General features: G+C 38.7%; 13 protein-coding genes. 7 read left to right on the top strand and 6 right to left on the bottom strand.

What is annotated here, in order from left to right:
• Nucleotides 1–51: 51 nt before the first annotated feature.
• Nucleotides 52–1,395: an Nramp family divalent metal transporter gene (locus CD126_RS02085; RefSeq protein ID WP_411912609.1), complete on the bottom strand. Its 1,344-nt coding sequence runs from the start codon at nucleotides 1,393–1,395 to the stop codon at nucleotides 52–54.
• A 246-nt stretch (nucleotides 1,396–1,641) separates the two neighbouring features.
• Between CD126_RS02085 and CD126_RS02080 the strand changes: the two genes are divergently transcribed.
• A complete protein-coding gene (locus CD126_RS02080) occupies nucleotides 1,642–2,136 on the top strand; it encodes a DUF4064 domain-containing protein (protein WP_049406917.1) in 495 nt (164 codons plus the stop codon).
• Nucleotides 2,137–2,236: 100 nt separating this feature from the next.
• On the opposite strand, the gene CD126_RS02075 is transcribed toward CD126_RS02080, so the two are convergent.
• Nucleotides 2,237–2,848 carry a YktB family protein gene (locus CD126_RS02075; protein ID WP_049406922.1) on the bottom strand — a complete coding sequence of 204 codons (612 nt, stop codon included), beginning with the start codon at nucleotides 2,846–2,848 and terminating at the stop codon, nucleotides 2,237–2,239.
• Between the two features lie 208 nt (nucleotides 2,849–3,056).
• On the opposite strand from CD126_RS02075, the gene CD126_RS02070 reads away from it, so the two are divergent.
• Nucleotides 3,057–3,875 carry an inositol monophosphatase family protein gene (locus tag CD126_RS02070; RefSeq protein ID WP_049406926.1) on the top strand — a complete coding sequence of 273 codons (819 nt, stop codon included), beginning with the start codon at nucleotides 3,057–3,059 and terminating at the stop codon, nucleotides 3,873–3,875.
• A 150-nt stretch (nucleotides 3,876–4,025) separates the two neighbouring features.
• Here the strand turns inward: CD126_RS02070 and CD126_RS02065 are convergent, their stop codons facing one another.
• Nucleotides 4,026–4,226: a DUF5325 family protein gene (locus CD126_RS02065; RefSeq protein WP_049406928.1), complete on the bottom strand. Its 201-nt coding sequence runs from the start codon at nucleotides 4,224–4,226 to the stop codon at nucleotides 4,026–4,028.
• Between the two features lie 98 nt (nucleotides 4,227–4,324).
• On the opposite strand from CD126_RS02065, the gene typA reads away from it, so the two are divergent.
• Entirely contained in the window at nucleotides 4,325–6,172 is a 1,848-nt protein-coding gene (typA, locus tag CD126_RS02060; protein ID WP_049406931.1) for a translational GTPase TypA, read from the top strand.
• 199 nt (nucleotides 6,173–6,371) lie between these two features.
• Here typA and CD126_RS02055 read toward each other — a convergent pair whose 3' ends face one another.
• On the bottom strand, nucleotides 6,372–6,545 hold the full coding sequence (locus CD126_RS02055) for a DUF2197 domain-containing protein (RefSeq protein ID WP_002472895.1): 174 nt from the start codon (nucleotides 6,543–6,545) through the stop codon (nucleotides 6,372–6,374).
• Nucleotides 6,546–6,549: 4 nt separating this feature from the next.
• A complete protein-coding gene (locus CD126_RS02050) occupies nucleotides 6,550–7,032 on the bottom strand; it encodes a hypothetical protein (RefSeq protein WP_103369953.1) in 483 nt (160 codons plus the stop codon).
• 276 nt (nucleotides 7,033–7,308) lie between these two features.
• Between CD126_RS02050 and CD126_RS02045 the strand changes: the two genes are divergently transcribed.
• Both CD126_RS02045 and ftsW read left to right on the top strand, forming a co-directional pair.
• Complete coding sequence (locus CD126_RS02045) at nucleotides 7,309–7,584, top strand: Fpa/YlaN family protein (protein WP_002472897.1); 276 nt, start codon at nucleotides 7,309–7,311, stop codon at nucleotides 7,582–7,584.
• A gap of 817 nt (nucleotides 7,585–8,401) precedes the next feature.
• Complete coding sequence (ftsW, locus tag CD126_RS02040) at nucleotides 8,402–9,637, top strand: cell division peptidoglycan polymerase FtsW (RefSeq protein ID WP_049406937.1); 1,236 nt, start codon at nucleotides 8,402–8,404, stop codon at nucleotides 9,635–9,637.
• A 97-nt stretch (nucleotides 9,638–9,734) separates the two neighbouring features.
• Here ftsW and CD126_RS02035 read toward each other — a convergent pair whose 3' ends face one another.
• Nucleotides 9,735–10,643, bottom strand: a complete 909-nt coding sequence (locus CD126_RS02035) for a COX15/CtaA family protein (RefSeq protein WP_049406940.1) — start codon at nucleotides 10,641–10,643, stop codon at nucleotides 9,735–9,737.
• A gap of 886 nt (nucleotides 10,644–11,529) precedes the next feature.
• Here CD126_RS02035 and cyoE point away from each other — a divergent pair.
• Entirely contained in the window at nucleotides 11,530–12,441 is a 912-nt protein-coding gene (gene cyoE / locus CD126_RS02030) for a heme o synthase (protein WP_002472880.1), read from the top strand.
• An 80-nt stretch (nucleotides 12,442–12,521) separates the two neighbouring features.
• Nucleotides 12,522–12,983 (top strand): DUF420 domain-containing protein, encoded by a 462-nt coding sequence (locus CD126_RS02025; protein WP_049406945.1) that lies wholly within the window; start codon nucleotides 12,522–12,524, stop codon nucleotides 12,981–12,983.
• The last annotated feature ends 1 nt before the right edge of the window (nucleotide 12,984 follow it).

Raw genomic sequence — 12,984 nt, 5'->3', positions numbered from 1 at the left:
CGTTGAAAGCATACTGTTATGTATATGCTCTCAGCGCGCTTTAAATTTCGCTTATAACTCTTGGAATGTTTCGATGATGAGATAAATATTTAAGATACTCAAGATAATAATCAATGCCCAAGATATAACGTTAACCCACATTTTATTCTTGAAACGCCCCATCATTTTACTATTGTTGGTAGCAAGTTGAAGTGGAATTAACGAGAATGGCAAGGCGATACTCAGAAAGACTTGCGAGAACACGAGTAGTTCTTCCATCTTAGATTCACTGCCTTTGTATATGATGAGACAGAGGATGATAGGAAGGATCGCTAAACCACGTGTGATCAAACGTCGCGCCCAGTTAGGTAAACGTAAATGAATAAAGCCTTCCATCACAATTTGGCCGGCAATCGTACCTGTGATCGTTGAGTTCTGACCAGATGCAAGCAATGCCACAGCGAAAAGTGTACTCATGATGCCGCCTAAAGTTGCGCCGAGTAGTGGTTGGTTCTGCAACGCATGATATAGATCGTAGAAACCACCGAGTTTATCACTGTCGACGCCGTAGAATAATGCAGCACCCAAGACGAGCAACAAGCAGTTAATGACGAAAGCGATGATGAGTTGAATATTAGAATCTAGCGTCGCATATTTAATCGCTTGAGCTTTACTTTCTGTACTATTGCGGTCATACATTCTTGATTGAACGATAGATGAATGTAGATATAGGTTATGTGGCATAATCGTCGCACCTACGATACCTAATGCGATAAAGAGTATGCTGTGATTTGTAATAATTGATTGACTCGGTAAGAAGCCTTCTAACATCTCATTTACATGTGGTGATGCGACAAACACTTCAAAGACAAAGATAGCGAGCACCGTGAAGATTAATACACCCACAATCGCTTCGATCTTGCGGAAACCAAAGCGCATGATAAAGAGGAGTAAGAATACATCTAACACGGTAATGATTGCCCCCACAATTAATGGTATGTGGAAGAGCAAGTCTAACGCTATGGCACTTCCAATGACCTCGGCAATGTCTGTCGCAATAATAGCAAGTTCTGCAATAATCCAGAAGATAAATGCCATCGGTTTATTGAGATAGCGACGTGTTGCTTGAGCTAGGTCATCACCCGTTGCTATGCCTAATCTCACAGTCATACTTTGTAATAACATGGCTGCGACACTCGAGAGTAAGATTACGAATAGCAATGTATAACCAAATTGCGCGCCACCTTGCATTGAAGTAATCCAGTTACCAGGGTCCATGTATCCGACTGCCACTAGTAATCCTGGACCTAGATAAGATAATAATTTTTGACTAAACTTCCCATCATGATTTACAGAGACTGTATTGTTTATTTCCTCAAGACTTTTGCGAGAGGATTCGGGTTCAGACTTCAATATAACACCTTCAATCTATTGATTTTTACATCTATTACCTTAATCGAAATCTAAAGTTAGGTCAACCTAAATTTATACGCAAATTCATTTAAGGTGTTTTCACTCAAATTTCCGTACAATATGGAGAACGACAGGTTTGAGTAAAATGCAATCATTTTACAATCAATTACTTTACGACAATCTATTCCCGAAATTGTCGAAGTTAAAATATTTTTGATACTATAGAAATAAGTGTAGAGGAGGAAGAATATGAGTAGAAAAACAGAGAAGATTCTAGCATGGATCGCTAATGGTTTAAGTGCCTTGTTTCTCATTATAATGGCTTTATCTTTAGTCTTATTTAGTATTCCTGAAACGAGACAACAAATAAGTGATGTCATGAAACAACAAGGTCAACAACTTTCAATGGATCAAATCACATTTCAACTTGGTGCGGTTGTCGTAGGTGTATTATTCAGTACCGTATTTGGAATCATTGCAACGCTATTACTTAAGAAGAAACGTGTGTTAAGTGGCATACTCATGATTGCCGTAGCTGTAGTTGGGTTCGTTACGAGCAACTATATCGCTGCAATACTTTGGTTAATCGCGGGTATTATGTTGCTATCTAAGAAAGATCCGAAACGTCCGCAATACAGTGGGGAAGACGATTCTTCATCTCAAGGGTCACACAACACAGAGCAAAGCTTTGATCCAGCACGCGAAATGCAACAAAGAAAAGAGAAAGATTCTTACATTTATTAAAAAGAGACCTCCTTATGAGAGAACAAACGCGATAAGCCGTGCGTAACGTTCTCGCTCATAAGGAGGTTTACTCGTAGTAATATTGAGTTATGCGCTGTACTTATTGATAGAATTTCAATAAATGTTTAAACGTATCTTCTAAGAAGTAAAGGAATGCTTGGTCTTTCTTCAAACGATAGTCAGATGGATCAAGTGTTCTGGCTACGAACAACTCACCCTTTTTAACATTTTTAACACGATCGATCGCAGCTTGAATTTCCTCATCTGTTAAATCTTTAATGTATTTCTTCTCAGGTTTCATGTGATCTAAACTTAAACTATAGTCGTCTGGTAGTTGTTTCAAGTAGTCAAAGTGTTCTTCGAAAGTCTTAACTTTCTCTTCTTTATCTTTGCCTTCGTGCATGATACCGTACATGACAAAGAGTTGATCGCGGAACAAGCCAATTTGGAAGTGGGGTTCCATCTTATAGCCGCGCTTGTTTGTCGCAAAGGCTACCCACGTATCGCTAGGTGGGTTGACACTTCGACGTGCGTGTTTTGCAACGTGCGCATAGAATGTTTCACCTGTTTCCGTTTCAAGGAATTGTGTGAAGTATTCGCCAAGTTCGCGTAATTGAGGGCGTATATATTTGTCTAACGCTTCCATACGAGCGTCGAGTCCATCAACGTCAAAGACTTTGAAATCGTTAGGTTTAAATGTGTATTGAGTCATCGAATCCTCCTCGTCAACGAGTCTATTTGTAAGTATTGTAGCACAATTCACAGTTTTACTCATGTAAGTGATTTTAACTATAGATAAAAGGGAAATGGACAACTGATATGTGATTTATAAGCGAGATTTTTAGTTCTCATTTTACAAGTGAAAAATGCGAAAAGATGACACGTAAGTGTAGTATAATGGAGATATGGGAGATGAAACTATGACAGTGTACGAATTTGCTAAGGGATTAATTCTTGAAGCGGGGCAACAAATCCGTGAGAAGATGCATGCTTCGATTCAAGTTGAAACGAAATCGAATCCTAATGATTTGGTAACGAATGTAGATAAAGAGACGGAAACGTTTATCTATAATAATATACAAGAGACGTATCCAGAGCATCATGTCATCGGTGAAGAAGGTCATGGACATGATTTAGGCTCAATTAAAGGTGTGACGTGGGTGGTTGACCCTATTGATGGAACGTTGAACTTTGTACATCAAGGCGATCACTTTGCGATTTCTATAGGTATTTATGATGACGGAGAACCCTATGCTGGCTTTGTTTACGATGTGATGGGGGATACGCTCTATCATGCGAAAGCTGGCGAGGGTGCCTTTGTTAACGATAATGAATTAAGTACAATTAATCATACAACCTTAAAAACAAGTATCATTGGCATCAATCCGAATTGGTTAGCGAAACCGAAATCCGAAGCGATATTTAAACAAGTGGTGGCCGATGCGAGAAGTGCGCGTGCTTATGGTTCTGCGGCGTTGGAAATCGTCAACGTGGCATTAGGTAAGCTTGCAGGATATATGACACCGCGACTCAGTCCATGGGATTATGCAGGGGCAGCGATTATCCTTGCAGAAACAGGAGGTACAGCGACGGATTTGCTCGGACAACAATTATCGATTCAACAACCAAGTTCAGTCGTCGTAGCTAACCCTCAATTACATGATGAACTTATTACACATTATTTCTCACATCATCAAGAGGTAATTCAAGCTTTCCATCAAAGAATACAGCAATCATAAACAGAAAGCCGGTCTAGCGTAGTGCTTCACGCTAAACCGGCTTTTTTACTTCGTCATATGACATGCTTTGGATTGACGTATCTCATCGCATTTTTCTATAAGATGCGCGTTTCGAGATGTACGTATCTAAATTTATACGAGCTGAATTCCTTAGAACCAGTCATTCTCTCTATATTTCTTCTTGAGCGAGAAACCTACGCCAAATGTTGCAATGAATAGTATAAGTGTTAAAATCATGTATGGAATATTTCCAGCACCTATACTGAAGCTAAAGAGGGTAAGAAAGACAATCGCTAGGACAGCGAGTACCCAGAAAATCGCTTTCGATTTTTTCTGTGACTTTTGTTCCATCTGAATCACACCTTTTTGTATTCTTTCATCTATTATATGATATAATAAAAAAGTTACAATTAAAAGTGGGAATCTACAATAAGAAAGGAAAATATAAAATGACTAATTTAAGAGAAGATGTTCGTAATATTGCTATCATCGCGCACGTCGACCATGGTAAGACTACGATTGTTGATGAATTACTTAAACAATCTGGTATTTTCCGTGAAAATGAACATGTTGATGAACGTGCAATGGACTCCAATGACTTAGAAAGAGAACGCGGTATTACAATCCTTTCTAAGAACACAGCAGTAGATTATAACGGTAATCGTATTAATATATTAGATACACCAGGTCACGCTGACTTTGGTGGCGAAGTAGAACGTATTATGAAAATGGTAGACGGTGTTGTACTTGTTGTCGATGCGTACGAAGGTACAATGCCTCAAACTCGCTTTGTGTTGAAAAAAGCGTTAGAACAAAACCTTAAACCTGTTGTCGTAATCAACAAAATCGACAAACCGACAGCACGTCCTGAAGCAGTAGTTGATGAAGTATTAGATCTCTTTATCGAACTCGATGCTTCTGAAGAACAATGTGATTTCCCTGTTGTTTACAGTTCAGCAGTCAACGGTACAGCAAGCCTTGACCCAGAACAACAAGACGACAACATGAAAGCATTATATGAAACAATTATCGACTATGTTCCAGCACCGGTTGATAATAGCGACAAACCACTTCAATTCCAAGTCGCACTCCTCGATTACAATGATTACGTAGGCCGTATCGGTGTCGGTCGTGTGTTCAGAGGAACAATCAAAGTTGGCGACAGCGTATCACTTTTAAAACTTGATGGATCCGTGAAGAACTTCCGTGTAACGAAACTCTTCGGTTACTTCGGCTTAAATCGTGAAGAGATCGAAGAAGCGAAAGCAGGGGACCTCATCGCTGTATCAGGTATGGAAGACATTAACGTAGGTGAAACGGTAACACCGCAAGACCATCAAGAAGCATTACCTGTGCTCAGAATTGACGAACCTACATTGGAAATGACATTTAAAGTTAACAATTCACCATTTGCAGGTCGTGAAGGTGATTACGTAACTGCACGCCAAATTCAAGAACGCTTAGACGAGCAACTTGAGACAGACGTATCTCTCAAAGTTACTGAAACAGATTCACCAGACACTTGGATTGTTGCAGGTCGTGGTGAGCTTCACTTATCTATTCTAATCGAAAATATGAGACGTGAAGGTTATGAATTACAAGTGTCTAAACCACAAGTTATCTTACGTGATATTGATGGCGTGACTTGTGAACCGTTTGAACGTGTTCAATGTGAGGTACCATCTGACTACACAGGTGCAGTCATCGAATCTCTAGGTGCGCGTAAAGGCGAAATGGAAGATATGATTACTACAGATAATGGTCTTACTCGCTTAATCTTTATGGTGCCAGCGCGTGGTATGATTGGTTACACAACTGAATTTATGTCTCAAACACGTGGTTACGGTATCATTAACCATACCTTTGAAGAATTCAGACCACGTATTAAGAGCCGTTTAGGTGGTCGTCGTAATGGTGCACTCGTATCAATGGACAAAGGTCAAGCAAGCTCTTATGCGATTATTAACTTAGAAGACCGCGGTACGAACTTTATGGAACCTGGTACAGATGTGTATGAAGGTATGATTGTTGGTGAACATAATCGTGAAAATGACTTAACAGTAAATATCACGAAGACGAAACATCAAACTAACGTACGTTCAGCTACGAAAGACCAAACAGAAACTATGAAACGTCCTCGTATCTTAACGCTTGAAGAAGCACTTCAATTTATCAACGACGATGAGTTAGTTGAAGTGACACCTGAATCCATCCGTATTAGAAAGAAAATACTAGAAAAAGGTGCACGTGAAAAAGAAGCAAAACGTGTTAAACAAATGATGCAAGACGAAGAATAATAATTAGTTGCAGTAATAGAGCACTCATCCCAACAGTGGGGTGGGTGCTTTTTTAGGATTTGTGGCTGTGGGGTTAGGGAGAAAGACGTTACTGTATAAGGATAAGTCAATAACTCATAGGATAAAAATTATTCATAGTACTACTCAAAAAACAAACGCTCTCAAGACCTTAGGACAGTCATGAGAGCGTGATTACATATTAGCGATGATTAAATGTTGTCTTTTGACGTCGTTGCTTAGGTGTATCGAGTCGACTTTTACACTCATCACACATAAAGGTATGAATCGGATCATTACGTAAACGCTTAGCTTCTAGCGTACGTTCGTCGATATAAACCTCTGTATCACAAATTATACATGTGACTTTCCTCATCGGCTTATCGCACCTCGATTTGTGTGACGTGCTTGATTTGGTAGTCGTAACCTTTATCTGGAATATAGACGAAACTATCTACCATGTTGTCCTCGTAAAGACGTTTACCTTCCTTCGCAAACTGGAAGAAGAGGTAAGGCAAGAGTTCTAGTGGCACATCCACTGATGTTTCTTCGTTAGATAAACGAATGATAGATGCATCTTTCTCTGGCTCTGCATTTTTGAAAAATGGTGTCATGTTAATCACGAATGTACCTTCTAGGAAAGAACGACGTTTATATTTAATTTCAGAGTTTAATGTTGGAGGATTTGTTTGTCCCTCAAGAATGGCACGGTTCCATTCACGGTTGTCTTCAAATGCGATAGGTTTAGTGCCTTCGAAGACACCTTTCTCTAAATCTTCAATACGTACCTTGCGATCATCGAAGATCCAAGTTGTGCTATCTAAAGTGATTGGGAATTTAACAGCGCCCGTAATTTGTATCATAATTCCACTCCCTCGATTGATTATTAGTATCGTTATGTATGGTTGTGTTGATTTCGAATTTCTCAGAGTTATAAAATAGTTGCAATTCATCTTGAAAACGTTACCATACAAATATATCGACATTTACTGAGATGTAATGTGTTATCTTGTAAACACTTTCTTAATAATTTTATCACATCTCACAAGTGTAAGCATATTCTTGGAATTGGCTTGCTTTTTACTCAACAGTAAGATAGAATTTGATTTATAAGCTATAAATGATAGGGGGAGTATGTCATGGTAAAGAGCCAGAAGTTGAATAGTGCGGCATATGACCAGTTAAATAAAGATGCGGAAAGAATCTTCCAAATGATTAAAGTTCAAATGGATAATCTTACTTTACCGCAGTGCCCATTATACGAAGAAGTATTAGACACTCAAATGTATGGCTTACAGAAAGAAGTAGACTTTGCAGTTGAACTTGGTTTAGTCGACCGAGAAGAAGGCAAAGATTTAATGCTTCGTTTAGAAAAAGAACTTTCTAAATTGCATGAAGCTTTCACAAATGTCTAATAGTTAGTTCGAATCATCAAACTGCTACAGTGTGAAACTGAGTCAGGGGAATAACTTGGTATAGCACGTCGCAGTTGGAATATAGATTGTTAGAGAGAAAGATGTCTTATTCTTCATGTGAAACAGAGTCGAGCTGGATTGCATGTTAATAGGACACCCGTATCTATGTCGTATAGCAGTTATACAGGATACATAGATGAAAGGTTGCAGACTGAGTTATCACTAGTTGATTCGACTCAGTCTTTTTTCTTTTCTGTAGTAAAAGTCTTGAGCAATCACATAGATTTATTCGAGTCTGACCATAAATATTTGCTATAATATGTGAATAGATGAGTGATGCGATTGGACATACTAATTAAAAATAAACAATGAGCTAGAATTTGTAAGATACTACTTGCTTTTATATGGCACTTAAAATGTAATAGTGTTTACTTTTGTTATTAGTTCTTTCTAATTGCTCATTTTTATTAATGAATGTTACATATGAATTTTTAAGTATATTTTAATGAAAACAAACCAAATATTTTATGTTGATAAATAAATACGAGGCTGGGACACTAAAAGAAATTAACATCTTAGATAAGTTCACATCGCGCTTAAAGTGAATTTTTTGAGCAAATTTTCAATGTGAACTCGAGACGCTTGATGGATTAAGACCACAACGAAAATCCATTCCTAGAGCTCTTAGAGCGAGAGGAATTAGTTGAGTGTGGACCATAAGCAAGCGAGAGTTTTAACATTGAAATTTAAATAAGTACTACTTTTGTCCCAAGCCGAATTACTGCACTTATTTTGGAGAATTGGATGAGTAAAGCAAATGAATAATTTAAAACAATTTCTACGATACATAGGTAAATATTCTAAATACATAGATTATCCTTTAGTCGTGACCTATGTCATCTTGTGCTTAATCAGCATCATCATGGTTTATAGCGCAAGCATGGTAGCTGCGACGAAAGGAACGTTGACCAATGGTACGCCTGTAAGTGGTACGTACTTCTATACGCGACAATTGCTTTATGTCATTGTCAGTATGGGACTGGTATTCTTCATGGCCTTCTTTATGAACGTCAAGATCTTACAAACGCTTAAATTCCAGAAGATTATGATGCTAGTCATGGTAGGTTTACTAGTCGCTACATTATTGATTGGTAGTAATATCAATGGTTCTAAAAGTTGGATTCATTTAGGTTTTATGAACTTACAAGCTTCAGAATTCTTGAAGATCGCGTTAGTCCTTTATTTGTCGTTTATGATAGAGAAGAAGCGGCCACGAGTCTTCAGAGAACCTAAAGTACTGATGTCCCCTCTTATTCTGGCAGGCATTTGTGTGGCACTTGTACTTCTGCAACGTGACGTAGGTCAAACATTGCTTATACTTATGGTTGTCTTTGCGGTTATTCTCTACGCTGGGGTAGGAATTGAGAAGATATTGAAGTATGGGTTTATCATCCTCTTCGGTATCATATTAGTAGGTGGACTCTTCTTACTATTAGGGGCCTTTCCTGATTATTTAGCCGCACGTTTTAGTACTTTTACCAATCCGTTCAACAGCGAGTCTGGTACAGGTTATCACGTCTCTAACTCGCTGCTCGCAATCGGTAATGGTGGACTGTTGGGACGAGGGCTCGGTAACAGTGTGCTGAAACTCGGTTATCTACCAGAACCGCATACAGACTTTATCTTTGCGATTATTTGTGAAGAACTCGGTTTAATCGGCGGGTTATTCGTCATTTGCTTACTGTTCTTCATCGTATACAAAGCCTTTGTCTTAGCGAATAAGACGACATCTTATTTCTACAAACTCGTGTGTGTGGGTGTCGCAAGTTACATCGGTAGTCAAACGTTCGTTAACTTAGGTGGTATCTCAGGTACGATTCCATTGACAGGTGTGCCATTGCCGTTTATCAGTTTCGGTGGTTCATCTATGATCAGCTTGAGTATCGCAATGGGTCTATTACTTATCACAGCTAAACAGATTAAAATTGATGAAGCGCGCAAGAAACAAGCACAGAAACATCAGCGTAACGTAGATATTCCGCGTCGCTATTAACAATTAAGCAAGAGCTCTATACGGGCTCTTGCTTTTTTACGATATAGAAAAAAGACCTTGAGGTTACGTTCCTCAAGGTCTATATATCATTCTATGGCTAATGTCCACTTCGAATCGTTCTTATCATCAGAACCATGAAGTAGGCAATCAGACCGAAGAGTATTGTGATAATTAAAGCATGTAATAATGCGATAATCAGATTCACATGTGTAATCACCGATAAAGCACCTGTAATGACTTGTAGAATGATTAATATAAAGGCTGCAGTGTAGCCGTAACGAATCGTACGGTTCTCTGAATAATTTTTAATCGCATGGATAAATGAAATCAGAATCCAAATGAAAGCGATGAGTGCCATACAGCGGTGGGTGAAGTTGACCCAATCTACTACGCTATGTGGCAATGGATCGCTAAATGGAATTGGCCAATCACCATAAGCTAAACTTGCTTTCTTGTGACGAACTAATGCGCCAGTGTAAATCGTTAAGTAAACGATAGCGGCCATCAACCAAGTTAAGACACGTAGCGGTTTATGAATATAAAGTTCATCCGCGTCATACTTTCTATCTACTTCGAAGATAATCAATGTCAGAACAAACACAGATGAGAAGCTGACAAGTGAGATACCAAAGTGCAAGGCTAATACATAAGCGTTCTGTTGCCAAACGACTGCGGCAGCTCCGATAAGGGCTTGAATAAGCAAGAAGCCGACACTGATAATACATAACGGCTTAACTTCTTTGATGTAACCAATATGGCGCCAAGCAACGATGACCAACCATAATACAAAGATTAAAGACAAGGCACTCACAGCACGATGGTTTAATTCAATGACCGTTTGAATTGGCATGCTATCAGGGATTAACGCGCCGTGACATAAAGGCCAATCTGTCCCACAACCATCTTCAGATCCCGTCTTCGTGACTAAAGCACCACCAAGTTGGACCCAAGCCATAATGAGTGTCGCTATAATAGATAACCACTTAAGGTTACGCTTTCTAAACAATGTTAAACACCCCATCAAAGAAACTAAGGAATAGTCCGTTCCTCAGTTTCACCATATTTCTCTTTAATATACCGTTTCTATGTTCTCACTGAACATAATAAAATCTTAGTATTATTATAACAAGGATATGCCTTTAATTTGTGTCTTTATAATGACAAGTTAAACTAAATACCTCAATCCTGCGTTAATGAAAATGGCTCATTAGTCATTTACGGATAGTAGCGCAGTAGCTGTCTGAACTCAACAAAACTGGCGTTGTGTTAAGTTCTAGTCCGCCTTGCGAAGGAAAGACGACGAAATCAAATAGATTTCTGTCTTTCTCTCCCTTGCTTCACCATTTTCATTTCCTTGTCTTGAAGTGTTTATTTTAACTTGTAGAGATAAAAGGATTAGTCGAGAATCATTCCTCTTTGCTCATTTACGGGTAGTAAAATCGCTTCATCCTAATGATTTTTTCGCGTTTGAAAGTGTCTCTGTTCATTCACTTGGCACGACTACTTTCAATCCTACATCAAAGTTTTACTGATAAGATCAGTGCGATGAACAGAGAAAGTAGCACAGTAGCTGTCTGAACTCAACAAAAACTGACCTCGTGACGAGATCTGGACAGCTTTATGAAAGAAAAAACGAGGGCGCTTTAGACAGATGTATGAAAGGACAATGGCGTACATTCTTCATTGTCGTTAGCCTCTTTTAACAAATTGATTACGCGACTCAACCCTCCTTAACTGGTCGCCATCGATATATAAAGTATGGATTATTTGCGTTTCTATAATAATATTGCAATACTTTGTCGTTTGTCTGTCACAAATTATTGGTTTAGTCTGTAGTCTTTTACCTGAAATTGTAATATCATAGTACTATATGAATAATTAGGAGGGAGATTATGAAACAAGAACAAGTGATGTCTCACACATCAACGCGTGTCAGTCTCAAAGAGCTGAAAGAGATTATCAAGATGGGATTGGTTCAAGGTAATCTAATTCCTGCATTCGCTGGTGCGTGGTTAGCAGTTGTGTTCGCACATCATTCCTTCCTCTCATCTATACCACAAATCTTAATTATGATAGTTGGTTCAACGCTTATCATGGGCGGTTCTTGTGCTTTAAATAACTACTATGACCAAGATATCGATAGTATCATGCCTAGTAAGCAGAAACGACCAACTGTAAATAATAGAATTTCAGATCGAAATTTAATATTACTAAGTTTTGGGATGATGCTTATAGGGGAAGCATTGCTCTTCACACTTAATGTTGCTTCAGGCGTTATCGGCTTGATGGGTATAGTAGGTTATGTGTCTTTCTACTCTATCTGGTCTAAACGTCATACAGTTTGGAATACTGTTATAGGAAGCTTTCCAGGAGCTGTACCGCCACTTATCGGTTGGGCAGCGTTAGAAGGAAATATCAGCCTTACAGCGATTGCACTCTTCTTAGTCGTGTTCTGCTGGCAACCTGTTCACTTCTACGCGTTAGCGATTAAACGCCAAGATGAATATAGCTTAGCGAACATTCCTATGTTACCTTCAGTGAAAGGTTTCAATCGTACGCGTGCAAGCATGTTCTTCTGGTTAGTTTGTCTACTACCGTTACCATTCTTGTTTAGTCAATTAGGTACGACGTTTATGGTTCTCGCAACGTTACTCAACTTAGGTTGGTTCTTTGTTGGCTTTACAAGCTTCAAGAAGAATACAGATCATACGAAATGGGCAACGAAGATGTTCATTTATTCATTAAATTACTTGGTCGTGTTCTTCGTTCTTACCGTTATTGTGTCATTGATTAAAATGTTTTAATTCAAGATACTTTAGCGGCGCAATACTGTAAATAAGACTGGTTCTCGCAGTCTGAAATAAAGTAAGTAAGGATGGAAGTTATGAGTGTACCTATTTTACCGACATTAAGTACTAGCTTCATCGTTATCAGCGCGATTCTCGTAGCAATCGGTTGGCGACTGATATGGAAGCGACAAATTGAAAGTCATAAGAAAGTCATGTTATGGGCAGCAATATTTGCATTAGCATTCTTCATTATTTATGCAGCACGTACTGCTATTATTGGTAATACTGCATTTGGAGGACCAGATTCAATCAAAGTTTACTACACAATCTTCTTGATCTTCCATATCGTACTAGCTACAGTAGGTGGGGTACTGGGGCTAATACAAATTATTCTCGCTTATAAAGATAAGTTTAATATCCACCGTAAGATTGGACCTGTAGCTTCTATCATCTGGTTCTTTACGGCGATTACAGGTGTTGCAGTATATATATTATTATATGTACTTTATCCTGGTGGCGAGACAACTTCATTACTCAAAGCCACATTAGGTTTATAAG

It is taken from the genome of Staphylococcus pettenkoferi, assembly GCF_002902685.1.
Taxonomy (GTDB): Bacteria; Bacillota; Bacilli; order Staphylococcales; family Staphylococcaceae; genus Staphylococcus; species Staphylococcus pettenkoferi.
Note: the sequence above shows the minus strand (reverse complement) of the source record. Positions and strands in the feature narration are given on the sequence as shown.

Coding starts and splice junctions, on each gene's coding strand:
- CD126_RS02025 (WP_049406945.1), top strand. CDS start 12,522: ATGAGTGTACCTATTTTACCGACATTAAGTACTAGCTTCATCGTTATC.
- CD126_RS02050 (WP_103369953.1), bottom strand. CDS start 7,032: ATGATACAAATTACGGGCGCTGTTAAATTCCCAATCACTTTAGATAGC.
- CD126_RS02070 (WP_049406926.1), top strand. CDS start 3,057: ATGACAGTGTACGAATTTGCTAAGGGATTAATTCTTGAAGCGGGGCAA.
- cyoE (WP_002472880.1), top strand. CDS start 11,530: ATGAAACAAGAACAAGTGATGTCTCACACATCAACGCGTGTCAGTCTC.
- CD126_RS02075 (WP_049406922.1), bottom strand. CDS start 2,848: ATGACTCAATACACATTTAAACCTAACGATTTCAAAGTCTTTGACGTT.
- CD126_RS02080 (WP_049406917.1), top strand. CDS start 1,642: ATGAGTAGAAAAACAGAGAAGATTCTAGCATGGATCGCTAATGGTTTA.
- CD126_RS02055 (WP_002472895.1), bottom strand. CDS start 6,545: ATGAGGAAAGTCACATGTATAATTTGTGATACAGAGGTTTATATCGAC.
- typA (WP_049406931.1), top strand. CDS start 4,325: ATGACTAATTTAAGAGAAGATGTTCGTAATATTGCTATCATCGCGCAC.
- CD126_RS02065 (WP_049406928.1), bottom strand. CDS start 4,226: ATGGAACAAAAGTCACAGAAAAAATCGAAAGCGATTTTCTGGGTACTC.
- ftsW (WP_049406937.1), top strand. CDS start 8,402: ATGAATAATTTAAAACAATTTCTACGATACATAGGTAAATATTCTAAA.
- CD126_RS02045 (WP_002472897.1), top strand. CDS start 7,309: ATGGTAAAGAGCCAGAAGTTGAATAGTGCGGCATATGACCAGTTAAAT.